Source organism: Vulcanisaeta sp. JCM 16161 (genome assembly GCF_001316285.1).
Genome location: NZ_BBDO01000001.1, coordinates 380,313 through 404,389 on the forward strand (window position 1 = coordinate 380,313; position 24,077 = coordinate 404,389).

Below are 24,077 nucleotides of genomic sequence, written 5' to 3' on the forward strand. Positions count from 1 at the left end.
AATACCGTAATATTAATGAGAGTTCCTCATTTACACCCTCCATCAAAAACACGTGGTATATTCATTGCCGCATTAACCAGTGACATTAAGTGTGAGGTATGTATAGGTGTCCAGGTATTTGAGTTCCAGGTTGTTTGGGTCGTACATCCACAGTGTGGCGAATACCCTGTAATCTCCGGTGCCGTTTATGCTCAGGGTTATTCCCTGAACCCAGGTCTCATTATTCAGGAGAATTCTCTGCATGGTCAATACTGGTGTCGTATTTAACGGCGGTTCCGTGAGGTTTGCGTTCGCGATGTAAATATTAACGATAAACCATATTGGTTTACCCATGCCATTGTAGACATAAACACTCACATTAATGGGCTCACCCGGATAAACAGTGCTTGGGTAGCCCATTATCGTACCGTTAGGCCCTAGATACGCTATCACCGCGTATGGCTCAATTGCATACCTACTTATTGCTGGGTAAAGGGAGAAGAATACTAGGAATACCACGACTATTGCGGCGATTATGGCTAGCACCTCCTCGTTGAAGAGCATCGTCTTCGACTTACCACTCCCCCTTACAACCCTATAATGGCTCCTAAACTTAATCATTAACTTACCAATTATCCTCTCCCTCCTAAGATACGTAATTACCAAGGCCGCGATAACCACGGCCGATACAATGCCAGGAAGCGCCATGTATAGTATGCCCAGGTATAATGACGACCTCAACGCCTCCGAATCCCTAATAACCTCCTCAGCCAGCAGCTGGGCACCTGTGTAATTACCCCTCTCCATTAACGCTATTGCCTCATTAAGCAGATACACGTCCCTAGTCACATTAACGCCATTAGCGCCTAGGTACGAAACATCCCTATAGGCAATTAAAACCGTGCCTTGCTGCGAATATGAAACAACGCCTATAATAACCAGTAACAACGCTACCAATACAGGGCATATCCACCTAATTCCTAATCTCACAGCATTACTCAAGCCGAACCCCCTAATAACAAATTCTCACTTAAGCAGTCGGCATCCACGCCCAATTAGGCGGTTGTAAGTATGTCATCGTTATTGAATCACCAGGATCCAACACAAGGCATTCACCATTTATTGATTGTGGAGTGGAGGATTGAAATGCCGTAATTAGTCGCCCACCCTTAGTAATTACCACTTGACTCACCGAGCCACCGTATATGCACACGGTCACCGGTACTGGGTACGTGTTGGTGACTGGCGTGCCTGAGCTGGGTACTAATGGTGTGGTTATTGAGGGTGCCCAGCCAATGTTCCTAATGGCGTACATCAACGAAACATTATTGTAATTGACAGGCGCTAAAACATTATTGAAGTAATTATCGTATAGATACACAGAACCACAGCTACTGACACCTATACCAGTTGAGTAGCCGGTGATGGTGTTGCCCCTGAGTATTAGGTATTTGGTGTTGCTTATGCTTGGTCTGTTTGCACTACTTGTTTGTCCGCCGAATTGGAATGCGCTGTTTATTATTTCGACACTGTCAACCCCACTTATGGTGTATGGGCTTGAGCCAGCCGTGGTCAACTGGTCCCTGAAGTTGGCGCCGATTATAACTAACCCGGCCCCGGAGCCCGGCGTTGATGACACGCTCAGTGTGCTTTTTGACCCAGCCATTACTGAGGAGTTCTGTATCGCGAGCCTACCCTGGATGTTTATCACCGCATTAATGGCATTAGCCACACTACCCGTGATTGCGGTGTTTGATATAATGATTTCACGACCAGCCGTGCTTATGGTGGCGTTGACACCGTATTCACCACTGACATTAATAAACGTTATTGTGCTTCCATCAATCAATACATCACCATCATTGATGAGCACACCGCTGCCCGCATCTATTATTGATGTCCCGTGAATGACGGTATTCGTTGATAACGAGACCTCAACACCGTAATTAACGCTCCTCCTGAGTGATGAGTAGCCGATGAGCACGGTGTCCGAGCCACCCACGTAAGCCCCTATCGAGTCGCCCTCACTAACCACGTTACTCACGACCACGCCACTTGAGTTAAGCACACCAACTGCGCCTGGTCCATTCGTGCTGTATATTGAGTCAAGCCACACGAACTTGGCGCTACTCACGGCGATGTTGAATTGATTACCAACACTGTACGTGTTATTACCCGCATTACCATTAAGCCCAATCCTCCTAAGCCACACGAATGAACCACTAACCACGAACAAGCCCAGGCCCGAGGAATTAACCACCCCATTACCCACCGTGAATACTGTGCCGGTTGGGTCCTCACCCTCAATAATGATTAAACCGGGCGTTCCACTACTCGATGCGTTATTGATTGTGACGCAGGGGTAGGTGGTGCACGCATAAACACCACGCATTATGAGCACCCTACCGCCCTTACCACTTAATTGACTAATTACATAATTAATGGCATTGCCTGGGCTATTTGATTGATAGACGGTGTAACCACTTGAGTTCATAACGTAGTAATTGCCATTGCTTGTGAAGATTATGTAGTCATAACCCTGAGGAATAGATGGGGAGTGGCAGGTGGGGCATTAGCATTGAGTGGCAGTTGTCGATTGTGGGTATGACGGGCATTGCGGACATTTAATGAGCTCCCTACCAAGCTCGTAACCAAGTACACCGGCGTCGACGGCTACGGCACTAGCGACTATAGCCTCTAGAAACCTACGCCTAGACCTGCTAATATCTTCATTACCATTAGCCATTCTTTATTATCTAAGGATTTTTATTTTAAGCATTAACCTTCTCAATACGAACCCTCGTATCCTTATATGCCGGCGTTTTCGTAATTGGATTAAGCACGGCTGGAACCAGCGTATTCGCTAAAAGCTCTGGGTAATGGAATGTCGTGAATAACACGCCCCTTGGAACTCTATTTGACGCTCTAACCCTAACCAACACCTCACCAACAGGCGAAACTAGCTTAACGACCTCACCATCCTTAACGCCCTCAACACCCATATCCTCAGGATTCATCTCAACAATAGGCCCCCTCCAAATGACCTTAAGTACTGGCGACCTAGACGTCATAGTCGCGGTATGGTACTGGGCCCTCTCCCTACCAATGATTAACGAATACGGGTAAAGCCTTTCCATGACCACATCAAAGCCTCTCCAACCAACCACCCTAAACCTAGCCCTACCCCTCGGGAATCCATCGGCGTATAATATCGGAGTACCTGGACTAGACTCACTCGGCACTGGCCATTGAAGCCCACCCTCGCGCTCAAGCCTCTCATGACTTAAGCCACCAAATATCGGCGCCACCCTTGCCATCTCCCTAATTATTTCAGAACTATTACTAAAGCCCATGTCATAACCAAGCCTCCTAGCCAACTCAGTAAAAACCCACCAATCAGGCCTTGCGTCACCCGGCGAATCGACGACCTTCCTTGTTAACTGCAATCTCCTTTCCGTATTTGTGAACGTTCCGTAATCCTCAAGGGCTGCAGAGGCAGCCGGTATCACCACATCGGCATATTCCGCGGTCTCCGTCATGAATATGTCCTGGACAACCAAGAACTCCAGCTTGCTCAATGCCTCAGCGACGGCCTTACTGTCTGGGTGCGACCTAACACTATTCTCACCAACTATGTAGAGCATCTTAATCAAGCCCCTCTTAGCCATATCGATCATTTCCGTACTCCTAAAACCAACAAAGGACGGCAATCTACATCTCCAAACCTCCTCAAAGCGCCTCCTAACCTCCGGATCCATCAATGGTTGATATCCAGGCAACCTACCTGGTGCGCACCCAACATCGGCACCGCCCTGAACGTTATTCTGGCCCCTAAGCGGCATAAGGCCTGCGCCTGGCTTACCAACGTTGCCCGTTAGCAATGCCAGGTTTATCAGTGCTGATACGTTTTCCGTACCATTCTCATGCTCAGTAATGCCGAGGGTCCACATAATCATTGACGGCTTCTCAAGCGCATAAAGCTTAGCAACCTCCTTAATAACGTCCTTAGGTATTCCGGTCACATTCTCAGCAAATTCGAGGGTAAATGCGCCAAGACTCCTTACCCAATCCTCGAAGCCCTCAGTATACTTATCAATGAAGTCCTTATCATACCAACCCATGTCAATTATGTACTTGGCCATTGCGGAGAATAGTACGACATCCGTACCAGGCTAATGAGGAGCTCATACTCGGCGTACCTTGCTAACTCGGTATGTATTGGGTTAACGATTATTAAGTGGGCACCCTGCTTAGCAGCCCTCTTGACGTAGGCCGCGATGACTGGGTGCGTTTCATTCATGTTGGAGCCAACCACGATTATTGTTCTTGAGTTCAGCACGTCCTTAATTGGGTTGGTCGCGGCGCCAAAACCAAGTTGTGTGGCTAGTGACCATGCCGAGGGTTCATGGCATAGTGTTGCTGATTGATCAATACTGTCAGTACCAATGGCGCACCTCATAAACTTCTGGAATGCATAAATGCTCTCGTTGGTACTCCTGTCACTCATTATACCGCCAATCGCGGCTGGTCCATACTTGTTGAGGACCTCCCTAATCTTACTGGCTATGAGTCTAGGGCCTCATCCACGTGGCCTCCCTAAATACCTCATGAATAGGCCTACCGTTGAGTGGACCCTTAGGAACATTGGGTCTCCTGATTAATGGTTTGGTAAGTCTCTCAGGGCTATTAACGTAGTGATACCCGAACTTACCCTTAACACAGAGCTTACCTTCATTTGCAGGCCCGTAAGCGCCCCTAGCCCAGATAACCCTGCCATCCTTAACCCCATACTCGACCTGGCAACCAGTGCCGCAGTATGGACATGTGGTCTCAACAACCTTATCAGCTGGTACCCAACCCTTCTCCATCAAGGCACCGGTTGGGCATGCATCAACACACGCGCCGCAACTAACACAGCTTGACATGCCCATTGAAGTATCGAGGTCGAAGCCGACCCTGGTGCCTGAGCCCCTACCTATTACCGCGATGACATCGTTATTCTGATCAATATCACAGGCAATCACGCATTTCCTACACATTACACAGGCGGATGGATTAAATACTATTGCTGGGTGCGTATCATCAACCTTAACATCAGGTATCACAGGCGCTGGTTCAAGGCCGTACTTAACCGCGTACTCGCACACCCTACACCTCATTTGCTCCTCCTTACTCCTGTGGGTATGATTCTTCAGTAAGAGCCTTAGTAAGGTCTTCCTGGCTTCAGTAACTCTCGCACTCTCGGTCTCGATCTTCATACCCTCCGATACCTTGGTTATGCATGACGGCATTAACCTACCATTAACCTCAACAACGCATATCCTGCAGGAACCATTTGCGAAGCCCTCGTAGTAGCACAGTGTCGGTATTTCAATGCCATACCTCCTGGCCAGGTTTAGTATTGTCTCTCCCTCGAGGGCCTCAACCTCCTTACCGTTTAGGACCACCTTGACCATACCCATCACCTGAAGTGAACGCCGGCCCTACAGACACCCTTTACGTGCTCCTCAAACTCATCCCTAAACTGAGTAAGTGCATCAAGAAACACCTTGCCGGCAGACATGCCGAGGCCACATAGTGATGTCTCCATCATAGTCCTCGCCACCGACTCAGCCACTTAAGGTCTTCCTCACTCGCCTTACCTGCACTAATCCTCTCAAGGACCTCAACCAACTCCTTAGTACCCAACCTACATGGCTCACACCTACCGCATGACTCATGGGAGAAGAACCTCTCAACCTCAAGCATTATGTCAACAATACACCTATTGTTGGATAAGGCAATAATTACTCCAGGACCGAGGAAAACCCCGAGCTTCCTCGTCTCCTCAGGCGTAAGCCTTACCCTAATCTTTGATGAGTGGACAAGGCCTGAGGAAACTCCACCAACAAAGGCGGCCTTAACATTCTCCTCCTTAGCCCCTGCCTTCGCCAATAACTCGTTGAGACTTACTGTCAATCTCTCCCTGTAAAGGCCTGGCTTATCCACATCGCCTGTGACGCAGAAGTACTTCTCAATAGTTATCTCCTTACCCTCATAGTAATTGCTCAGGAGCACGGGCACTGCCGCAACAACCTCTACATTAATTACTGCAGTGGGCTTACCGAATAGGCCGGCCTCCGTTGGGTCAGGAGGCCTTAATCTGGGTTCGCCCCTATTTCCCTCGAGTGAGTTTATCAATGCCGTTTCCTCGCCAACTATGTAGGGAGAACCAACAAGCGAGACTGTAATGGGAGGTAACCTATTAAGTAAGCCACTACTCTCTAGGAATGGCTTTAACTCATTGAGCGCCTTATCAAGCATCATCTTAGCATTCCTAAATCTCTCATTAACTGCTATGATTACCTCATCAACATTAAGGGCGAGCGAAAGCAGTAATGCACCCTCGAGCAATTGATGAGTATTCCCCTCCATTATCAGCTATCCTTAAAACCGCCAGGCTCACCCTCATGACCATTAACAACCAGGTACTTAGGCCTATTGGCACTACTTGCCAAAGCCTTAAACCTACTTAGGGCACCACCGCCAAGTAGACCAACCTTAACGAGTAATTCAAGTATGAAGAGCTTATTATCTTCATTAAGGAATTTCTCAAAGTACTTATAGCCACCCCTCGCTATGTACTTATCGAGGGGTTCATATTGAGATTGAACGTAATCAATCCTTGATTCCTCGATTTCCCTGAACTCTCCATTAATGAACGTGTAATACTTATCACCCATCCTAACCACTGGACCCTTATCGCAATAACCAAGGCAGTAAGTAATGGAGTATTTAATGCCACGCCTCTCCAACTCTTTAGCGACCTCCCTGGCGCCCTTCAATAGGCATGGAAGGCCCATGCATACCTGGACCTCTGAGTAATCATGAAAGTAGAATGTTGATAACGTCTTAACTGTTGATAGGGGTAGGCCATACTTATCGGCTATTTTCTTAAGCTCATCATCGGATGTAATTCTCCTTTCAATTATCTCCTTACTTGCCTCACGTAGTCTTGCCCTATAATCCATGTTGGAAAAGCATGTTAAGGATTTAAAGGTATTTCGGGCCGTAATGTGTAGTGGGTTATTAGGCTTAGTTATTTTGAGTAATTGGGTGTTAAATGCTGGGTTCATGGGTTATTAATGATATGGTCAGGATAGTTAGGATCAATAATTATGCAGATCTCAATAAGGTACTCATTGATTTAGGGCCGGGCGAGTGCGCATTATTACTTACTAAGCAGTTTGATGAATCGTTAAGGTACGTGGATGGCGTTGCCACGGTATTACTGAGGAGCATTAGGGATAAAACCGAGGTGGACTACCTACTCGCCGCCGGTAACAAGGTCCTATGCATATCCATGGATGGATTCGGCCTACTAAGTGAATACGCATTGTCAAGGCTTAAATACGTAATAATAACACGCCAACCTTCAGAAGCAGATACCAAACTCTTCAAGATACTATTAAACATAACTCAATAAACTTACTTATTACCGAGCCATACCCTCTTCACCGTACCTACTCTGTCAAAGTCCTTATCCTCACTTACGATTACGTTAATCCCATTATTTAGCATCACCGCAACATGAATTGCATCGGATGGCTTCAACGCACCTATGTACTTCTTGGCGGTTTCATACTCATTTAAACTAATGCCAAGAAATTTTACGTAGGGCAATACCATATCATCAAGAAATACCTGATATCATACTTCCAATTTTTATTTTTATTTAAATTGGTAATATATCTACTGGAGTTACTTTATACCTTGGTGTCTTTACGTATGGATCAAACTCTGTGCAAACCACGTAATTTATCCTTGAGTCATGCATATAAGCAAAGATCACACCCCTGGGCACGTCATTACTTATTAATGCCTTGAAAACGCCCTCGCCGCAATTGGATACTAACCTCACTAATTGGCCATTGCTTATACCTAATGTCATTGCGTCCTCAGGATTTATGACTACGCTCGTCTCGAATTTACCACTGATTCTCCTAATCTCATTATCAGTGTTGTACCTAAGCACGCTCCTACCTGTAACCAGTATGAACCTTTTACCGCCGGTATTTACTGGCCTATACTCAACGCCAAAGAATCTCGCCTTACCACTCGGTGTTAGGAATTTCTCAGAGTATAGGTGTGGCGTATTTTCCGGTACCCTCGAATCCTTCGTTGGATCCATAACATCCTCAAGCGTCACACTCCTCATTATAGGCACCACCTGACGCATTTCATTAAATATTACCTTCGGGTCATTACTGAATCCCTTAAGCCCAAAGGCATTGGCTAGCTCGAATATTATTTCCAAGTCCGGCTTAGCCTCACCAGGCGGATCCCTAACCTTATGTCTCCACTTAACCAGCCTATCCAAGCTTAGTACAGAGCCCTCCCTCTCAATCCAAAGCGCTGCCGGAAGTACGTAGTGCGCAAACTCCGCAGTCTCACTCATGGCTATGTCCTGAACCACGAGAAGGTCTAAATTACTTAGGAATTCCTCAACCCTGCGCCTATTGGGTAGTGAAGCCACTATGTTAAAGCCCATTAGGTACATCCCCCTAATGCCGCTGTCCTCATTATAAACAGCATCTATTAATGAAATACCTGGCTTAATTGGAGGCATGAATCCCCACACCTCAGCAAGCTTTCTGGCACTCTCTTCATTAATAGGTAAGCCGCCAGGGAATACGTCAGGCTTTAGGAAGTCGCCGGAGCCTGTACATTCGTTTGGCCCCTGTACACTATTACACCGCCACCCTCAATACCCATGTTACCCGTTAATAAGGCAAGGCTATGTAGGACTTTATCCCATCAACTCCCGATGACTCTGACATACCGAGACCCCACGTGAATAATACTGGCTTAGTGGCTATTGATTGAGCAAACCTGAGTATTAAGCCCTTAGGCACGCCAGTAATCTTCTCAGCGTCCTCAATGGTGTATTTGCTGACCACCCTTGCATACTCCTCGAAGTTCTCAGTCCTATTAATTATGAAATCCCTGTCAATAAGCTCATTATTGATTAAGTAATTAGCTACAGCATTGAATAGGTAAACCTCGGTGGATGGTATTGGCCTTAAGTGAAGATCTGCCATCTTAGCTGTTGCCGTTGTCCTCGGATCTATGACGATTATCTTCGTGCCATTCCTCTTAGCCTCGATTAAGTACTGCGAAAGTACTGGGTGGCTATCCGTTATTGATTCGCCAGTTATGACAACCACCCTGGCCTTGGGTATTTCATTAACGGAATTCGCACTACCGCCATAACCAAGCATGTCTTTGAGCGCCTTAGCTGATGGGTCATGACAAAGCCTTGCGCATGAGTCTACGTTATTCGTACCAAGCGCCCTAGCCAACTTCTGAAATAGGTAAACCTCCTCAAGTGTGTTTCTACAGCCACCGTAAAACGCCAGGGCTTCTGGACCGTACTTTTCTCTAATCTCCTTCATCTTATGAACTATTTCACTAATTGCCTCGTTCCACGATATCCTGATAAACTCGCCATTAACCCTCTTCATTGGGTATAACAATCTATCAGTTGTGTCAAGTAGCTTTATCGATGAAGCACCCTTACCACATAAATGCCCGTGGGAAACAGGGTGACCTTTAAAACCCTCAAATCCAATTATTTTTCCGGCATCATCAATAGTCACCTCAATGCCACATCCAACACCGCAGTATGGACATATCGTAATCACAGACCTAGACATGCTGGTCAGGCATTTCATTCGTAGGATATTTAAAATGACTATATTTGCATTCATTAGTTTGTATTTGCTCAGAAAAGTATATAAATGCTGTTAAAATCGTAAACACCGTGGCAAGTATACTACCGCCAGTTGCTGTGGGGTTCTTTGGCTTAGGTATTGGTTACTTAATATATGGTGGTATGGGCTTGTTCTATCCCAAAAGCACTGATGAACCAACTAATAAGACCCTAGCAATATGGGGCCTTTGGATGCCGGGTTTCATGCAGTTCTTGACTGGTATTTACATATTAATTACTATTTCTATTTCTGTGTATAGGGAACTACCGTCAGTATTTTATATGGCTGGTGTCGCATTTACGGCATACGGAGTTCACTGGTTTGCCCTTGGTTGGAAAAGGTATATTGGTTCGAGTAATCTCCCTGATGCCTTCATGGCGCTGGGATTTCTCGTACTAAGCATACTTGGCGCTTTTGTGTTTGGTTACGTACATGATTATCCCGTAATGGTATTATTTATAATATTAATCCTTGTTTATGCCACTGAGGCACCAGCGAGGTTCCTTAATTCACCAACATTAAGCAGGTTAGTTTCTCTGTGGCAGTTTATAGGTGGTTGGTGGTTAATGTACCTGACGATTGCTGCCGTGGTTGACCTAGCCCTGGGTCTGTCATTACCTGTATGAAGGATTAAATTGTAATTGCAGAGATTAAAAATTAAAAATTCCAAGAGGTTTGTACTTTAGTTGTTTAGTTAACGCTTATAATGCAGAGGTACACACGATACTTGTGCTAAGTGAATTAATGAATAGGTGGGGCATTAAGGAATTTGACTTAATACGTATTCACCTTAGGGATGGGACGACATTGGATGGCGTGGTATTGCCTAGGCCTGGTGTTGGTGATCCTAATGTATTGATTTTGAAGCTTGATAATGGCTATAACGTGGGTATTCACGTTAGTAATATTGAGAAGGTGGATGTTGAGGGCCATGTTGAGTCGAAGGGCGCGGTGTCCATACCTATTGGCCAGTTCGTTAAGGCTGAGTCCACGGGCTTGCCTAGGGTTAGGCTCGTGGCCACTGGCGGCACAATAATGTCTAAGGTGGATTACAGGACTGGCGCTGTGTACCCGAGCTTTAGCCTTGAGGACCTATACGCCATGTACCCAGAGGTCAGGGGCATAGCGGATATCGAGCTCCTAAACCTAATGGCCATATTTAGTGAGGACATGACGCCGGGAAGGTGGGCCGAAATTGCTGAGGCTGCTTACAGGGCATTCCTCGACGGTGTTTCAGGGGTTGTCGTGCTTCACGGCACGGACACCATGCATTACACAGCCGCTGCATTATCCTTCGCCATCAGGAACCCCCCAGGCCCAATAGCCCTTGTTGGCTCACAGAGGAGTAGTGATAGGCCGTCCAGTGACGCCTTCGAAAATATGTTGGCTGCGGTACTCGTTGGCGCCAGGGCGCCATTTGCTGGGTCCTACGTGGTGATGCACGCATCGACCAATGACGGGTTAATAGCAGTCCATAGGGGGACTAGGGTTAGGAAGATGCATACGTCCAGGAGGGACACATTCATTAGTATTAATGATAGGCCCGTGGCTACGTAGACATTAATAAACTCGAAATAATACTAAACACAAACAACTACATCTCCAGGTCTAAGGTGGAGGATACCATATTAATGAATAAGTTTGATGATAAGACAGCCCTAATCAAGTTCTACCCAGGCATGGACCCTGAGATACTGCACTTCCTAATTGACAGGGGCTATCACGGCATTGTTATTGAGGGCACGGGATTCGGCCACGTTAGGGAGGAGCTGCTCGATCCAATAAGGAGGGCTATCGACAGTGGCATACCTGTGGTGATCACGAGCCAGACAATATTTGGTAGGGTCAACCTGAATGTCTATAGGAGGGGCGTGGAGTTACTTAAGCTTGGTGTTATACCCGCGGAGGACATGATACCGGAGGTCGCCTTCGTGAAACTCTCCTGGGTATTAGGGCAGACCAGGGATATGAATGAGGTAAGGAGGTTAATGCTAACGCCAATAGCTGGTGAACTAAACCCAAGGAGTGATGTGGGCACGTACATACTGGGTCCCGAATTGCCCAGGAAGTGACCTCATGATGAATACTTCGGTGGATGACCAATGATTGAAATCACCCTCGCTGACCTTACTCAATCCTAATTTCAAGTCGGCCCACTGGATTATTGCCCAATCTCTTGTAAGCATTAGTTTGTAGGCCAGCGCCTTAACTCCATGATTAAGGGCATACTTAAGGGATTCCGCGAACTTGGGATCAAGCGATGCATTGGGCATGAATAACTTCGCCTTGGATCTGAAGACTAGAAATAATACGTAGGCCTCGTAACCAAGCTCCGCAGCCCTAGCCAATTCAAGCATGTGCCTTGCACCTCGTGACGTGGGTGCATCTGGGAATTTAGCGATTTCATTTTCCTCAAGGGTTACGCCCTTAACCTCGACAAAGGCGTAACCACCACTGGGCGATTTAAGTAATAGGTCAAACCTACCATTGCCGAAGCCGGGTTCCTTCCTAATAACCTCATAACCATTCAATACGTACCCATTATTAATCAGCCAGGCTGCGATGTCGTTATGTATCGCGGAATTAACCAGAACCAATTCATCACCTAGGTCGACAGCCACCAGGTAAAACCTGGTCTTGCCCGTGGACTTCGAATACGCAAAGAACCTCGTGCCAGGTCTCAATAGCTCCATCAATCTACCAGGGTCATGAATATGTATGAACTCCTCCTTACCGTTAACAATGCCAATACCGACAAATCTATTTAACCTCCTAACGAAGACTCCCTCAGCATCCGGCTTCTTAATTATGTATTCACTCATTTAATCACTTAATTGGCATTTTGATGAACTTTTAACTCATTAATTTTTTTAACTCATATTGACCTATCTGATTAATAACAACGCCACTAAAATATACGCCGGTTATCCCCGTCATATTTATGCACCTTAGAATTATTGGGTCCTCAGAGGAATCGTTCACAATCAACGTTAATGTTACGCCAACCCACTCATTAGGTCTTTTAAAGTATGAACAAACTATTGGTGTTGATGCGTATATACGTGAACCAACCATGTTGGTTGCTTGAAATATACCTACCACGCCATTGCAAGGTCTCGTAATCATGAAATAGGCAGTCACATTATAAATACCTGGCAATAACGTTAAGTAAAACGGCCCAACCCAGAAAGTCCCGGAGTAACCCCTTGGCCAATAATATATTGTGCCTGAGCATAATTAATAGCCTCAGTAAATGTTTCAGACCATAGCTGAAACTCACCTGCGGGTATTGTGTAGTTAATAACTGGTTCATACATAATAGGTTTCCCATAATAATTCTTTTCAAATAAGTAAAAACCATCAGCGGCAGCTAGCAATCCATAACCCTGAGCTTCGGCCTTTAATAATCCAGCCATAGAACCTCTACTGCTAATTGACATTAATATATATGTTACGTTCATATTAAGTACATACCCATTATAATTAGGTATCGACATTGGAAATACATACGCATCAATTCTATTCGCAATATGAGGGAAAATGCTGTTAGTTGTTAATACGGATGCATTATTAGGTATTAACTTAATGATTGAATTAATTGTCTTAACCCTCACCGAATTAAGATGCCATATAAATACGTATAAGTTTTGTGAGGCAATGGGACTTAATGGATTATATAATATGAATAATAATATACTAATGATTAATGATGAAGTTAATACATACTTAACATATCTCTTAAATTGCTTAATACGATTAATACCCATTACATGCGCTACAAATAATTGAGGCACTACGTACATCGTGTATTGAAGACCCAGTGAATAGTAGGGGGTGTACGTTGATAGGAATGAGAATGCTGCGTATGGCATGGCAGGCAGTAACCATAGTGGTGATAGTAATGATGAGAATAGTGGCGCCCCAAGTATTACGTAGTACATAATCTTCTGCTGAATATTTGTGATTATCGACTGCTTAACAAATACCCAATACTTCATGCGTACTGAATAAAGCCAATAGGATTCCCAGAATAACCCGCTATGGTGGATGGATTGTAAGTAGCCAATGATGCTTTATGCGGATTTAATACGCCCATTATGTTTGGCACCATTATTGCGTATAGAATAACTATTATGCCCATTAGAGCCACGTGCACTACGTACTTACTCAATTCCCTATTTTTAATGAGCATGCATATTATTGGTATAATCATTGTTAAGGCTATTATTGGCGTATACTCAATAATCGTGAGAAACAGCGCCATCGATATCATGGCTAGCGTCCACCTCCTCATTAGTATTAACAATACTGTAATGACATAGAGTAACGGTATGAAGACCTCAACATGGAAATCAAAGTAAAGAGGACTGGCTATGCCCGGACTAAGTAAATATATTAATGAAGTTACGAATGCAACACCTCTATCGCGAGTTAATTGCATGACCATAATGTATAGTGGAATAACAGGTATGTAAAGTAGGACTGCTTGCAACACTAGTAATGTTATTGCGTGTGGACTTAAATAGTATATTGGTGTTAGTGTGAAGAGTATTGGTGAGAAGTGTGTTCCTAGGAAGCTTCCGCTTGGGTTTGCGTAGAGCTCAACGGTGTAGTAAAGGAGCCTATGATAAAAGGCAGCACTAAACAAGGCCTGCTCAAAGATACCCAAATCCCAAGCAGTAGCATTATACGTCAGGTATTTAATATATGATAATGACAAACCCAATGCTATGAATATAGTCATTATGAGGATTACGGATAGAAAATACGCATCAATGCGTGCCAACCTAATTATTTTGTACATAATTGGTCCTAGCGCTATTGTTATGCCTATGATAAATGCTATTGAGAATATCTTCTCAAGAAATAGATAAATGCCTAATGATACGACATTAAGGTATCCTAGAATCCAAACTAGATAGAAGGGTATTATTAAAAATGCGCTCATTAATGCGTGGGCTTTATTGTTCAATTTCACGATAAAGTAAAACTGAATGAAATACTTAAGCTTAACGCATCAAATAAGGCTTCCCGCTATTCATGGGGTTTATCAACTGATTTAACGTACCTCCTAAGGAGAACCAACGCCACTATTACTGGTGGTATTAGCACAATGAATGTATTCCTAATTCCTATTATGTCGCTATGTAGCCCGTTATTGTCGGTGTTATTATGCCAATGAGCATCATGAACGAGAAGAATAGGCTATTTGCGGCATTCCTATACTGCGGCTTAAAGGCCCTCGATATGGATACCACGGAGAGAGGGTAAGTGGTACCGTGTGGTATACCCAGTATTAGTAAAGCCACGGCGTAAATCAATGGATTATTCGTAAGCACAATCAGTAATATGCCGGCCACGGTCATGGTCACGGCACTGGCCATGTACGGCCACAACCTCTCCGCAGGCCTAATTGATAGGTATAATCTGCCCAGGAAAGATGTAACGAAGAATAGTGAGAAGAGTATCTCAACCATTGAATAACTGATGCCAAAGGAGTCCCTGGCGTAGATGCCGCCGAATGCCATTAAGAAGGAGAAGACAACGTTGTAAGTGGCTATATTTAGGACCGCCGCTATGAAGCCTGGGTTTGATATTACCGTAGATGTGCTCACTGCGGCGATATCCTCAGCGCTCTCCTCAGGGAATCTAACGAATGGGGCTATTGTAAGGGCCAGTATTGGAAATACCGTGAAGAATAGGAAGGACTCCCTAAGCCCGTAGTACTTCAGTATCAATGACTCAATGGCTGGGCCCAGGATTAAGCTAATGCTTAGGGACAACGTATATATGTTGAGCAACCTCTCCCTGGCCCTCCTGTCCGGTAATAGACTTGCCGATGTTATTACATTGGGCATTAGAAAGCCTAAGACGAAACCAGCCACGGCAGATAGTATCCATATTGTGAGTGGTGATGACAACCAAAATAGTGGAAATACAATGGCGTAAAGAGCTGACGACGCTATGAAGACGGTCTTCCTACGACATGCCCTCAACCTTGAATTTAACATTCCACTACTCAGGAAGGTCATTAATGAGGTTAGCTGATAAGACGCCAACCAGCGTATTACTAAAGTGGAAGTTGTACCTGGCAATCAGTGGTATCGTCGTCATTAGCATGTTGTTTGATGCCCTAATGGCTATAGTGAGCGGCACTATTATTGATATCGCCTGTACTAAACTCAGGTATTGCCCCCTCGTCATTTCCCACCACCGTACCTTTTAACGATCTCTACGAACTCCCTATAATCACCTGGCTATAAATACCATACCTCACCCTAGTAAGTATGTTCCTTATGAAATCCCTCGGCAACCTAATCGGTAGTTTATTAGCCACATAATCAATAGCATCGCTAAGGTTCCTTCTGGCTATTTCAATTCCAGCCTTATAAACATCGATGAAGTACTGCGGATTACCATTAATTTGAGCACCACATGCACCAGGTGCACCAACGAGGTCTTCCAGAAATTCACCAACATGCTCAAGAACCCCAAGATTAAGAACAGCGCTTTGGGCACTGCCCGTATTTAGGAGGTTAAGAACTGAGGGCCAGTCATCGGCATAGATAAGTTCAGCCTTAAGCCAACCCTATCCAACAATGCCTTAATAAGCACATCAGCTGCGCTACCACGTCTCCAAACGGCGATCCTAGGACCCCTCAATTCAGGATACACAAACATTAATTGCTTAACCGTCACCACATCAATCCTTAAACCACTCCTTATTAGCGACGTTAATGAGTCAGCAATTGCGTATGCGCCAGGTTCATCACCACCCTTACCGAAGACTAAGTCGAGGTCCCTGTATTCCCTAGTAGCTAGTATTAGTGGGTATGAGACCGGGCCTGGCGCAGTCACGATTTTCATAATCGATATCGGAGAAGATATCTAATTTATAAAACCTACCCGCAGGTTCTAATTTCATTATTCCTTACCTAACCCTAATTATGAATTCCGTTTAAAGTGCATGGGCGAATAATAGCGTTATTACTAATACTAAGGTTAGTAGCAGTGCGCCCATTGTTAGGTAATCCCTTGGTCTGTAGTTCCCTGGATTATAAACGAGGAGGTTTGCTGGATGACTGAAGGGTGTTAGGAATGTGGTCGTCGAGGCCATGGCGACCACAGTTACGGCTAACAATGGGTTTGGGTATGTGAGGGCTATGGGCGTCATTATTGTTGCTGCGCTTACATTATTTACGAAGTTCGCAATAAGCGCAGTTATCAGGAATAAGACAATAAGCGATTTAGGGAGTATACCAGCTATTACTGTTGACAATCCACTGCTGCTCATTGCATAGCCCAGGGATAGGAATGAGGCTATGAATATGAGGACTGACCAATCAATGTATTGGTAAATCCTCCTGTAATTAACCGCGCCACTAAGCATGAGCGCAATTACCCCCGTGAGAAATGCCAGGGCAATGTTTACCCCCATCAATGACGCTATTGTTGCCCCTGCTAATACGGCAATTGATACCACACCCTTCTTAACATCAAAGAGCTTAGCACCCCTAGTCCTGAGCGGTACCAAGCCGTAATCACTCATGAACCTCGCGATACTCTCCTCACTACCTATTAGGAGAAGCGCATCGCCAGGTCTGAGCACCACATGTGAAATTCTACCGTATATTCTCCTATCCCCTGCAGAGATCCCCACGATCCTAACGCCGTACTTATTCAGCACGTCTAGATCTGATATCGTATAGTTAATGAGGGTTGATGCGCTCGTTATTAACGCCTCGATAACCTCCTTACCCTCAATCTGCGCGGACTGGGGTGCTAGGGTTAATCCCTTTATTGATGATATTATTGGTAACTTATCCACGGGTACCTCCATTATTAATGTTGCCCCGCTATGAATTCTACCTGACCTGGAGAGCCTTCTCGGTAATATTGACCTTATCTTAACGCCATACTCCCTCTCAACCTCACGCCTAGTCTTACCAATTAATTCACAATCCTCACTAACCTGGGCCTCCACTACGTATTCGCCAATCTTTAAATCATCAACACTCGTGACCACACTCTCCCTATTTGGCAGTAATAGGTATATGAGTAGTAGTGTGGGTATGCTCGTAAAGACTATTACCAAGCCTATACTTAGAAATTGAAACACAGGCAAATACCTACCAAACCTCTCATACCAAAGCTGGTCAATTATTAAATTCGTGCTTGTACCAAATATTGTGTACCTAATATTGTGTACCTACCACCAATGATCGCGGCATAGGAGAGGGGTAGTAAGTACTTGGACAACTTCTTGTTGTGGCTCCTCGACATAGCGTACATGAACGGTATGAATATCGAGACCAACGCCACATCGCTCATGAAACCTGATAGTAACGAAACTATCAACATAACTATAACCAGGAGCGCATACTCATTCCCAAACACCTTATCCAGTTCCTCGGCTAGCTTATCGAGAAACCCTGACTCCTCCAGGGCCTTACTAATCACCATGACACTGCCAAGAACCACAACTGTGGTAGAACCAATGAATGCTAGGGCCTTCTCAGCTGATGATGCCACCGATGATTAGTAGGACCATGACTATGAGACCGACAACATCATACCTAACAATGCGTATCAATAATAGTGTTATTGCTAGAACGAGTATTGCTAATACGTAATACTCCATAAATGAGAGACCTATCATTAATTTAAGGAATGATTAAGGGAGGATTTAAGCAGTGGGTTTATCAAATTCCGTGGGTTAGATAGTCAATTCTGCCGCCATCAGCCACGATTGTCTGCCCAGTGATGTACCTAGCCCTGTCACTGGCTAGGAAGAGCACTACGTTGGCTATGTCCTCGGGCACGCCTGTCGTGTTCAGCATCGTCCTAGACCTAACCAGGGCCTTCGTCTTCTCAACCTCCTCCGGAGTCCTATTAGCCGTGGTCATGTCCGTCTCAACCCAGCCAGGCGCAACCGCGTTAACCCTAATACCGTACCTCCCAAGCTCAAATGCCATACGCTTCGTGAGTATTATCACGGCAGCCTTCGTTATTGCGTAGTACGTCGTACCCTCGAAGGCCGTGCCTATACCCGCGTTTGATGCTATGTTTATTATAACACCCTTCGTCCTCTTTAACTGCGGCAGGAATTCAAGGGTCATGTATATGATGCCCTTGACGTTGACGCCCATCATCCTATCAAACAACTCCTCATTATAGGACTCAAACGGCATTAGGTACATAACGCCAGCGTTGTTTATGAGTACATTAACGTCACCAAGCCTATTACTAACGATTTCCGCAGTTCTCCTAACCTCATCCCTATTAGCCACATCGCACTTAATAGCCAATATACCCATCCTCTCGAGTTCCCTGGCCTTATCATCACTCCTGGCGTATGTCACGGCAACCCTAGCGCCCTCCCTCAGGAATGCCTCAGCAATAGCCCTACCAATGCCTCGGGTACCACCCGTGACCAGAACCACCTTATTGCTAAACTCGCCCATACGAACATGGGCATTGCCCAAGTGCTTATAAGGATTAAATCAACCATGTAATAATAAATGGAGTTCCTAGCACCGCTTAACTCAGTTAATGTTGGAGGTAGATTATTAAGTAACGCTAAGGTTTCAATAAGTGATAAGTACGTATTCATAATAGGTATTGGGCCAGACGGTAGTTATGAGGAGAGGTTACTGGAGATTAATAGTGATGAAGCTAAGCAAATAATTAATAGCAATAGGGATTACCTTAGCGAACTTCTCGATATACTTGACGAACTTATCATTAGTATTGGGCGTGAGGTGAACATTAATATTAATAAGAGAAATATCGAAACAGGAGACCCAGTTCAATACTTGGTGAAAAGGCTCAATAATCATGATGAGTACCTCAAACTCATCGGCGATGGGTGGAGGAGGATCCTCGACTCCGTGAGACTCGGTAAGGTGAGTATCAGCCTTACAGGTGGTGATAGAATCTACGTAACGCACAGTGGTAATAACGTAACACTAAACCTGGTGGCGGAGCCCATAGAGGGCGGTATTATTGAGGTCATAACCTATACCGAGGGTAAGGTAACGGGGATCGTCAGGGTTAGGGTTGGTGAGGACGTAGTTGTTAAGGTCGACATTAGATCCCCATCATCCCTAATAATACTGTCCCAGGCAAGAGATTCTGATAGGCTGGGCAGTCCATTCATTAACCTAATGCCTAGGGTTAGGGATCACGTCATTAAATACGTTAATGAAATATTGGGCGTGATGAGGAGGTACGGAGCGATTCAGTGATTTCCCCATAAAGTAATGCTTAAAGCCCCATTTTAATGGGTATGTAGCCGTGACGAGCGAGCAGGCGGAGATCCTGGGCCTTAGGAGGAGCGCTGAGATTAAGGGTAAGTACGCGGATTTAGTCGTGTATGTGGCCAGGAGTAGTAAGAAGACATTCCTAAGTGGTGTGATTAGGTGCCCATTCACGAGCAAGGAGTTTAGGCTCTACGTGACGCCACACACGGACCAGGTAAAGCTAGGCTTCATACAGCACTTCAGCGGCTTTAATGAGCATATAGTCAGGACTAAGGAGTATGGGCAGTGGCTAGTTGTTAGGGTTGAGTCGTACTCAAGGAATTCATTCCATAGGAGGAGGTACTTCGTGTGCGTGAAGTGCGGTTATAAGTCGGTGAGGCTCGTCGATGCGCTGCTTCACTTAATTAATGTTCACGCTTCCTAACAAGGTTGCCATAACAACACTTAATAACCGAGTCATACACGAATTAATTAATGAGCAGTCTTAGTAATAGGGTTCAGGAGTTGATTGATAAGTACACGAGGATTTACGTGAATAGGACGGGTAAATCAAGGGAGTTATTCGAGAGGGCTAGGAGGGTTTTGCCTGGAGGGACCACGTATCAGATCAGGTATTTTGCACCATACCCAGTCTACATAACTAGGGCCAGCGGGGTCAGGGTTTGGGATGTTGATGGTAATGAGTACGTGGATTACTGGATGGGTCATGGAACGCACATACTCGGTCATTCACCTGACTTCGTTGTTAAGGCAGTTAATGATGCTGCCTACGGAGGCACGCACCCAGGCTATCCAAACACCCTGGAGGTCGAGTACGCAGAATTACTGACTAAGGTTATACCCAATGTAGATATGGTTAGGTTCTCCAACAGTGGTACGGAGGCTAATATGTACGCTGTTAGGCTCGCCAGGGCATACACTGGGCGTAGGTACGTGATTAAGATGGAGGGTGGATGGCATGGTGGCTATGATGGCCTGCATGTCGGTGTTAATCCACCGTTTGAGGGTCCCGAGAGCCTTGGACTGCCTCCCGAGCACATTAAGTACACACTCGTGGTACCATTCAACGACCTAGACGCACTTGAGAGGGCTTTAAAGGGCTTTGACGTTGCCGCGGTGATTATGGAGCCAGTACTAGGCTCAGGTGGTTGCATAGAGCCGCAGCCGGGTTACCTAAAGGGTGTTAGGGAGTTGGTGGATAGGTATGGCGCCCTACTCATATTTGATGAGGTTATTACGGGGTTCAGGCTCGCTCCTGGTGGTGGTCAGGAATTATTTAATGTTAAGGCTGACATAGTGACCCTGGGCAAGATAGTCGGCGGTGGCTACCCAGGCGCCGGCGCAATTGCCTCTAGGTCGGAGATCATGGAGCTGCTCGACCAGGTAAAGAGGCCAAGCGCAAGGTCCAGGAGCTTTCACGGCGGTACATTCACAGGCAATAAGATAACCCTCACGGCAGGCTACACACTAATTAACTACCTCAGCCAGCACAGGTCATTATACGAGGAATTCAACAACCTATGGAATTGGGTGCGCGGAGAAATTAATAAGGCATGCGAAGAGCACGGCAGACTCTGCTGGGCTACGGGTATCGGTAGCATGCTCGGCATACACTTCACGAGGAATAAGCCAATAAATGTTAGGATGGCCTATGTAGATAGGGTTGACGAGAACCTATACCACCTAATGCACCTGTACATGAGGACCAGGGGCATACTATACATGACGGAGCACATGCCCCACCTACTACCATCAATGATACACACGAGAGACCACGCAAACACGCTAATAGAGGAAATGAAAAACTTGCTAAGTGAGATAATACGTAAATAATAATTTTCAATTTCATTTAAATAGGCCAAGGCAGTATCACGACCAGTATTTAGCTAGTTCATCGGCTGTTATTACTGGGAAGAACTTCCTCATGTTGGCGAGGGATCTCTCGTGGGCTTCCTTGTCGTATGATGATACGGCGTCGGATATTATTACTGGTATGAAGCCCAGGGCGTAGGCATGCCTGGCGCTCGTCTCAACACCAATGTCTGTGGCGATGCCCGTGAATACCACGGTGTACCTCCCCGAGTTCCTGAGCAGTAGCTCTACGTTTGTTCCCACGAAGAGTGACCAGGTATTCTTGTTGATGACTATGTCGTTGGGCTTCACGTAGGTGTTAATCCACCGTTTGAGGGTCCCGAGAGCCTTGGACTGCCTCCCGAGCACATTAAGTATACGTTGGTGGTTCCGTTTAACGATCTTGAAGCGCTAGAGAGGCTTTGAAGGCTTCGACTTATTGTATCGCCATTTGTCATCGTATTGATTTTTGTTCTTCGGTGCCTGGGGTTTGGGGAACGAGATTTGAGGAGGTGCGTGGTTTTAACATGTTTGTTTTAAGGCGCTTGTTTCTTCAGGCGGTTATGTCTTTGAATGGGCATTCGTTGGGTGGTTCTTCCCTAACGCGTGCCTTGGGCTTGGTGCCGTCCTCATTGCTTCCCTCCTCGATTGAGTACGTGATTGCCTTGTCGCCGTCTGCCGTGCGTGGTCTGTGGTTCCACGGCCTTGCTGGCTCGATCGCCGACCATCGACAGCTTGACCATATGCCTCATTGCCTTGCTTAGGGCTCTCTCCACGATGTACACGAACTGCACCGGCCTTATCGACACCTTTCAATCAAGTGCCTAAGCCAGTTCAGCACCTCCCCGGCAGTGATTTATTAGTTTGGTTGGGAACCAATCAATGATGTCTCCATGGCTCCCAACGGCTTAAAGATCTGCTGGGGAGTCAAGGTTAATGGCTCGAGGAGGCTAAGGTGTGTTGAGGAAGTTGATGACCCGAGGGTCGTTGAGGAAACCATGAGGCTAATCAACGAGTTCATTAACAGGGTCGAGAGGCATAGAGATGTGCTGCTTAGCGATTCGGCAACGCCGTTTGATGAGCCAATCAATGCACTAAGCAATTTGTTGCGGATGATCGAGACTAAGGTCAAGGAAGGCAATAATGAAAATACAACCAACCTTAGGAGGGCGATACTCGACGTAGGCAGGGCAATGCTGAGGCTAGCCAAGAGGGCACACAAGAAGTGGCTCAAGACTTACAAATCAGACTCGAGGAGTTGATTGAGAAATTAAGGAGTAATGGGGCGAGGGTGGTCATTAGCGGTGAACCGCTCGATAAGGATAAGAGCTTCATGGCGCACCTGTACACGAAACACTTGGCAATTGTGGTAAATAGGGTCGCTAAAGTGGAAAGCTTAACAATACAAATTTCGTTCACCGGCCTTAAGGGTATCCATGTGGTTGTGCCCAAGCTCTTCAGTGGCAATAGGCTTAGGGCTATGCAGTGCGGGCTACTATTGACAGACGGCTCAATTGACAAGAAGGGCTACCCAGAGATGGGCACCCACCAGCTCTGGCAAGCCATTGCATGGCTAATTGCTTGGCCTGGGAAGAATAGCGTGCGTATACATGGCTTAGGCTCAATGATAATGTGAACATTAAGTGGCAATTAAAGGCTGTTGACCATAGGGGCGTGTTTAAGAATAAGCTTGAGGTAGCCGAGGAAACGAGCAAGCTCGGCGATGGGGAATTCCCAACGTTCACGCTGTACGCAGTGCTCAGCGATGGCGATGTAAATGCCAAGAGGAAGAGGGTTAGGCTCTACATGGGTTATTCAAAGCTAGAGCTATGGAGTGGCATAATCGAGAAGCTGAAGAGCCTTGGGTTCGGGATGGACCGTGATAAAGGGCATACTATAGCTACGCAATTAGATCCTCAAAAGCCATTGAGCTGGCTAGGAAAATGCTTGGCGACTCGGCGATTAAGACTTTGGTTGAGGACTTAGCCCAATTGCCGGATGCCGAGAAGCCTAGGCGACTAATCGAGCTGGCGGGCATGGAGCCAAGCACTTGGGCAAGTCATCAATCGAGGTAGTTGATGGTGTTAAAATGACCGTTTGTGTGAGTAATGGCGGATCGGTCGAGCTTAAGGTGCAACGTAAGGACTACAACGATGCCATGAGGATTCAGGAGAGGCTCAAGAGGGCCGGCTACGAGGCTGGGCTGAGGCCCAGCGGCGATTATTTCGAGATC

Annotated in this window: 31 protein-coding genes and 3 pseudogenes; 9 read left to right on the top strand and 25 right to left on the bottom strand. The window is 45.9% G+C overall.

All coding sequences use genetic code 11. The features are described 5' to 3' along the window. Nucleotides 1-72 precede the first annotated feature (72 nt). From JCM16161_RS02270 to JCM16161_RS02290, 9 genes and pseudogenes are all read right to left on the bottom strand, one after another. Complete coding sequence (locus JCM16161_RS02270) at nucleotides 73-981, bottom strand: DUF1616 domain-containing protein (protein WP_054854846.1); 909 nt, start codon at nucleotides 979-981, stop codon at nucleotides 73-75. A gap of 28 nt (nucleotides 982-1,009) precedes the next feature. Further along, nucleotides 1,010-2,473: a hypothetical protein gene (locus tag JCM16161_RS02275; RefSeq protein ID WP_054854847.1), complete on the bottom strand. Its 1,464-nt coding sequence runs from the start codon at nucleotides 2,471-2,473 to the stop codon at nucleotides 1,010-1,012. A 78-nt stretch (nucleotides 2,474-2,551) separates the two neighbouring features. Beyond that, the gene (locus JCM16161_RS14230) at nucleotides 2,552-2,725 is read right to left on the bottom strand and encodes a hypothetical protein (protein WP_243668632.1); all 174 of its coding nucleotides are present in this window, start codon (nucleotides 2,723-2,725) and stop codon (nucleotides 2,552-2,554) included. Between the two features lie 25 nt (nucleotides 2,726-2,750). After that, nucleotides 2,751-3,050, bottom strand: a complete 300-nt coding sequence (locus tag JCM16161_RS14235; RefSeq protein WP_243668713.1) for a hypothetical protein — start codon at nucleotides 3,048-3,050, stop codon at nucleotides 2,751-2,753. A 357-nt stretch (nucleotides 3,051-3,407) separates the two neighbouring features. Next, nucleotides 3,408-4,489: pseudogene (locus tag JCM16161_RS14240) on the bottom strand (molybdopterin-dependent oxidoreductase); the annotation flags it as partial. Nucleotides 4,490-4,550: 61 nt separating this feature from the next. Continuing rightward, nucleotides 4,551-5,441, bottom strand: a complete 891-nt coding sequence (locus JCM16161_RS14245; RefSeq protein WP_243668634.1) for a 2Fe-2S iron-sulfur cluster-binding protein — start codon at nucleotides 5,439-5,441, stop codon at nucleotides 4,551-4,553. After that, nucleotides 5,441-5,596, bottom strand: coding sequence for a hypothetical protein (locus tag JCM16161_RS14250; RefSeq protein WP_243668635.1), 156 nt, complete (start codon nucleotides 5,594-5,596; stop codon nucleotides 5,441-5,443). Before JCM16161_RS14250 ends, JCM16161_RS14245 begins: the two co-directional genes overlap by 1 nt. Then, complete coding sequence (locus JCM16161_RS02285; RefSeq protein WP_054854848.1) at nucleotides 5,569-6,393, bottom strand: hypothetical protein; 825 nt, start codon at nucleotides 6,391-6,393, stop codon at nucleotides 5,569-5,571. Before JCM16161_RS02285 ends, JCM16161_RS14250 begins: the two co-directional genes overlap by 28 nt. Before the next feature lie 2 nt (nucleotides 6,394-6,395). Then, nucleotides 6,396-6,989, bottom strand: a complete 594-nt coding sequence (locus JCM16161_RS02290) for an NAD(P)H-dependent oxidoreductase subunit E (RefSeq protein ID WP_054854849.1) — start codon at nucleotides 6,987-6,989, stop codon at nucleotides 6,396-6,398. Between the two features lie 119 nt (nucleotides 6,990-7,108). Here JCM16161_RS02290 and JCM16161_RS02295 point away from each other — a divergent pair, with 119 nt between their 5' ends. After that, the gene (locus JCM16161_RS02295; RefSeq protein ID WP_243668637.1) at nucleotides 7,109-7,444 is read left to right on the top strand and encodes a hypothetical protein; all 336 of its coding nucleotides are present in this window, start codon (nucleotides 7,109-7,111) and stop codon (nucleotides 7,442-7,444) included. Nucleotides 7,445-7,446: 2 nt separating this feature from the next. On the opposite strand, the gene JCM16161_RS02300 is transcribed toward JCM16161_RS02295, so the two are convergent. From JCM16161_RS02300 to JCM16161_RS14260, 3 genes are all read right to left on the bottom strand, one after another. Next, a complete protein-coding gene (locus JCM16161_RS02300; RefSeq protein ID WP_243668639.1) occupies nucleotides 7,447-7,641 on the bottom strand; it encodes a type II toxin-antitoxin system VapC family toxin in 195 nt (64 codons plus the stop codon). A 52-nt stretch (nucleotides 7,642-7,693) separates the two neighbouring features. Further along, nucleotides 7,694-8,587: a molybdopterin-dependent oxidoreductase gene (locus tag JCM16161_RS14255; protein WP_243668641.1), complete on the bottom strand. Its 894-nt coding sequence runs from the start codon at nucleotides 8,585-8,587 to the stop codon at nucleotides 7,694-7,696. A 154-nt stretch (nucleotides 8,588-8,741) separates the two neighbouring features. After that, entirely contained in the window at nucleotides 8,742-9,674 is a 933-nt protein-coding gene (locus tag JCM16161_RS14260) for a molybdopterin-dependent oxidoreductase (protein WP_243668643.1), read from the bottom strand. A gap of 107 nt (nucleotides 9,675-9,781) precedes the next feature. On the opposite strand from JCM16161_RS14260, the gene JCM16161_RS02310 reads away from it, so the two are divergent. Both JCM16161_RS02310 and gatD read left to right on the top strand, forming a co-directional pair. Further along, a complete protein-coding gene (locus tag JCM16161_RS02310; protein WP_054854851.1) occupies nucleotides 9,782-10,357 on the top strand; it encodes a hypothetical protein in 576 nt (191 codons plus the stop codon). Nucleotides 10,358-10,475: 118 nt separating this feature from the next. Further along, nucleotides 10,476-11,803, top strand: a pseudogene (gene gatD / locus JCM16161_RS02315) (Glu-tRNA(Gln) amidotransferase subunit GatD). On the opposite strand, the gene sfsA reads toward gatD, so the two are convergent. From sfsA to JCM16161_RS02355, 11 genes and pseudogenes are all read right to left on the bottom strand, one after another. Beyond that, nucleotides 11,744-12,553 (bottom strand): DNA/RNA nuclease SfsA, encoded by an 810-nt coding sequence (sfsA, locus tag JCM16161_RS02320; RefSeq protein ID WP_243668645.1) that lies wholly within the window; start codon nucleotides 12,551-12,553, stop codon nucleotides 11,744-11,746. The pseudogene gatD and the gene sfsA sit on opposite strands and share 60 nt — an antisense overlap. A gap of 31 nt (nucleotides 12,554-12,584) precedes the next feature. Next, nucleotides 12,585-12,833: a hypothetical protein gene (locus JCM16161_RS02325; RefSeq protein WP_243668648.1), complete on the bottom strand. Its 249-nt coding sequence runs from the start codon at nucleotides 12,831-12,833 to the stop codon at nucleotides 12,585-12,587. 62 nt (nucleotides 12,834-12,895) lie between these two features. Beyond that, nucleotides 12,896-14,475: pseudogene (locus JCM16161_RS14265) on the bottom strand (DUF2079 domain-containing protein). Nucleotides 14,476-14,866: 391 nt separating this feature from the next. After that, a complete protein-coding gene (locus tag JCM16161_RS02340) occupies nucleotides 14,867-15,742 on the bottom strand; it encodes an MFS transporter (RefSeq protein WP_243668650.1) in 876 nt (291 codons plus the stop codon). Between the two features lie 4 nt (nucleotides 15,743-15,746). Further along, nucleotides 15,747-15,935 (bottom strand): hypothetical protein, encoded by a 189-nt coding sequence (locus tag JCM16161_RS14270; protein ID WP_243668652.1) that lies wholly within the window; start codon nucleotides 15,933-15,935, stop codon nucleotides 15,747-15,749. Between the two features lie 28 nt (nucleotides 15,936-15,963). Next, nucleotides 15,964-16,299, bottom strand: coding sequence for a DUF3834 domain-containing protein (locus JCM16161_RS14275; protein WP_243668715.1), 336 nt, complete (start codon nucleotides 16,297-16,299; stop codon nucleotides 15,964-15,966). Beyond that, complete coding sequence (locus tag JCM16161_RS14280; protein WP_243668653.1) at nucleotides 16,260-16,598, bottom strand: DUF3834 domain-containing protein; 339 nt, start codon at nucleotides 16,596-16,598, stop codon at nucleotides 16,260-16,262. Before JCM16161_RS14280 ends, JCM16161_RS14275 begins: the two co-directional genes overlap by 40 nt. 91 nt (nucleotides 16,599-16,689) lie before the next feature. Next, nucleotides 16,690-17,850, bottom strand: coding sequence for an anion permease (locus tag JCM16161_RS02350; protein WP_243668656.1), 1,161 nt, complete (start codon nucleotides 17,848-17,850; stop codon nucleotides 16,690-16,692). A 44-nt stretch (nucleotides 17,851-17,894) separates the two neighbouring features. Continuing rightward, complete coding sequence (locus JCM16161_RS14285) at nucleotides 17,895-18,263, bottom strand: anion permease (protein WP_243668658.1); 369 nt, start codon at nucleotides 18,261-18,263, stop codon at nucleotides 17,895-17,897. Beyond that, nucleotides 18,247-18,390 (bottom strand): hypothetical protein, encoded by a 144-nt coding sequence (locus JCM16161_RS14290; RefSeq protein WP_243668660.1) that lies wholly within the window; start codon nucleotides 18,388-18,390, stop codon nucleotides 18,247-18,249. The genes JCM16161_RS14285 and JCM16161_RS14290 overlap by 17 nt, the downstream gene beginning before the upstream one ends. A gap of 43 nt (nucleotides 18,391-18,433) precedes the next feature. After that, nucleotides 18,434-19,195, bottom strand: a complete 762-nt coding sequence (locus JCM16161_RS02355) for a glucose 1-dehydrogenase (RefSeq protein ID WP_054854855.1) — start codon at nucleotides 19,193-19,195, stop codon at nucleotides 18,434-18,436. A gap of 57 nt (nucleotides 19,196-19,252) precedes the next feature. Here JCM16161_RS02355 and JCM16161_RS02360 point away from each other — a divergent pair, with 57 nt between their 5' ends. Genes JCM16161_RS02360 through JCM16161_RS02370 form a run of 3 tightly spaced genes read left to right on the top strand, consistent with a single transcriptional unit; the run spans nucleotide 19,253 to nucleotide 21,826 of the window. Next, complete coding sequence (locus JCM16161_RS02360; RefSeq protein WP_054854856.1) at nucleotides 19,253-19,978, top strand: hypothetical protein; 726 nt, start codon at nucleotides 19,253-19,255, stop codon at nucleotides 19,976-19,978. Between the two features lie 49 nt (nucleotides 19,979-20,027). Then, nucleotides 20,028-20,417, top strand: coding sequence for a hypothetical protein (locus JCM16161_RS02365; protein ID WP_243668662.1), 390 nt, complete (start codon nucleotides 20,028-20,030; stop codon nucleotides 20,415-20,417). 50 nt (nucleotides 20,418-20,467) lie between these two features. Beyond that, nucleotides 20,468-21,826: an aspartate aminotransferase family protein gene (locus tag JCM16161_RS02370; RefSeq protein WP_054854857.1), complete on the top strand. Its 1,359-nt coding sequence runs from the start codon at nucleotides 20,468-20,470 to the stop codon at nucleotides 21,824-21,826. Between the two features lie 36 nt (nucleotides 21,827-21,862). On the opposite strand, the gene JCM16161_RS02375 is transcribed toward JCM16161_RS02370, so the two are convergent. Further along, nucleotides 21,863-22,213, bottom strand: coding sequence for a cysteine hydrolase (locus JCM16161_RS02375; RefSeq protein ID WP_243668664.1), 351 nt, complete (start codon nucleotides 22,211-22,213; stop codon nucleotides 21,863-21,865). Between the two features lie 192 nt (nucleotides 22,214-22,405). Further along, nucleotides 22,406-22,660 carry a hypothetical protein gene (locus JCM16161_RS14295; RefSeq protein WP_243668666.1) on the bottom strand — a complete coding sequence of 85 codons (255 nt, stop codon included), beginning with the start codon at nucleotides 22,658-22,660 and terminating at the stop codon, nucleotides 22,406-22,408. Between the two features lie 77 nt (nucleotides 22,661-22,737). On the opposite strand from JCM16161_RS14295, the gene JCM16161_RS02380 reads away from it, so the two are divergent. From JCM16161_RS02380 to JCM16161_RS02390, 3 genes are read left to right on the top strand one after another with little or no spacing between them, the layout of a single operon-like run. Then, nucleotides 22,738-23,106 carry a hypothetical protein gene (locus JCM16161_RS02380; protein ID WP_054854858.1) on the top strand — a complete coding sequence of 123 codons (369 nt, stop codon included), beginning with the start codon at nucleotides 22,738-22,740 and terminating at the stop codon, nucleotides 23,104-23,106. After that, nucleotides 23,103-23,480, top strand: a complete 378-nt coding sequence (locus JCM16161_RS02385) for a hypothetical protein (RefSeq protein ID WP_054854859.1) — start codon at nucleotides 23,103-23,105, stop codon at nucleotides 23,478-23,480. Before JCM16161_RS02380 ends, JCM16161_RS02385 begins: the two co-directional genes overlap by 4 nt. Beyond that, entirely contained in the window at nucleotides 23,477-23,830 is a 354-nt protein-coding gene (locus JCM16161_RS02390) for a hypothetical protein (protein WP_054854860.1), read from the top strand. Before JCM16161_RS02385 ends, JCM16161_RS02390 begins: the two co-directional genes overlap by 4 nt. The last annotated feature ends 247 nt before the right edge of the window (nucleotides 23,831-24,077 follow it).

Bases quoted from the DNA above. Each gene is read 5' to 3' on its own strand.
- JCM16161_RS02275 (WP_054854847.1), bottom strand. From the start codon at position 2,473: ATGAACTCAAGTGGTTACACCGTCTATCAATCAAATAGCCCAGGCAAT.
- JCM16161_RS14230 (WP_243668632.1), bottom strand. From the start codon at position 2,725: ATGGCTAATGGTAATGAAGATATTAGCAGGTCTAGGCGTAGGTTTCTA.
- JCM16161_RS14235 (WP_243668713.1), bottom strand. From the start codon at position 3,050: ATGACGTCTAGGTCGCCAGTACTTAAGGTCATTTGGAGGGGGCCTATT.
- JCM16161_RS14245 (WP_243668634.1), bottom strand. From the start codon at position 5,441: ATGGGTATGGTCAAGGTGGTCCTAAACGGTAAGGAGGTTGAGGCCCTC.
- JCM16161_RS02285 (WP_054854848.1), bottom strand. From the start codon at position 6,393: ATGGAGGGGAATACTCATCAATTGCTCGAGGGTGCATTACTGCTTTCG.
- JCM16161_RS02290 (WP_054854849.1), bottom strand. From the start codon at position 6,989: ATGGATTATAGGGCAAGACTACGTGAGGCAAGTAAGGAGATAATTGAA.
- JCM16161_RS02295 (WP_243668637.1), top strand. From the start codon at position 7,109: ATGGTCAGGATAGTTAGGATCAATAATTATGCAGATCTCAATAAGGTA.
- JCM16161_RS14255 (WP_243668641.1), bottom strand. From the start codon at position 8,587: ATGCCTCCAATTAAGCCAGGTATTTCATTAATAGATGCTGTTTATAAT.
- JCM16161_RS14260 (WP_243668643.1), bottom strand. From the start codon at position 9,674: ATGTCTAGGTCTGTGATTACGATATGTCCATACTGCGGTGTTGGATGT.
- sfsA (WP_243668645.1), bottom strand. From the start codon at position 12,553: ATGAGTGAATACATAATTAAGAAGCCGGATGCTGAGGGAGTCTTCGTT.
- JCM16161_RS02340 (WP_243668650.1), bottom strand. From the start codon at position 15,742: ATGTTAAATTCAAGGTTGAGGGCATGTCGTAGGAAGACCGTCTTCATA.
- JCM16161_RS14270 (WP_243668652.1), bottom strand. From the start codon at position 15,935: ATGACGAGGGGGCAATACCTGAGTTTAGTACAGGCGATATCAATAATA.
- JCM16161_RS14280 (WP_243668653.1), bottom strand. From the start codon at position 16,598: ATGAAAATCGTGACTGCGCCAGGCCCGGTCTCATACCCACTAATACTA.
- JCM16161_RS14290 (WP_243668660.1), bottom strand. From the start codon at position 18,390: ATGATAGGTCTCTCATTTATGGAGTATTACGTATTAGCAATACTCGTT.
- JCM16161_RS02355 (WP_054854855.1), bottom strand. From the start codon at position 19,195: ATGGGCGAGTTTAGCAATAAGGTGGTTCTGGTCACGGGTGGTACCCGA.
- JCM16161_RS02360 (WP_054854856.1), top strand. From the start codon at position 19,253: ATGGAGTTCCTAGCACCGCTTAACTCAGTTAATGTTGGAGGTAGATTA.
- JCM16161_RS02370 (WP_054854857.1), top strand. From the start codon at position 20,468: ATGAGCAGTCTTAGTAATAGGGTTCAGGAGTTGATTGATAAGTACACG.
- JCM16161_RS02380 (WP_054854858.1), top strand. From the start codon at position 22,738: ATGGCTCCCAACGGCTTAAAGATCTGCTGGGGAGTCAAGGTTAATGGC.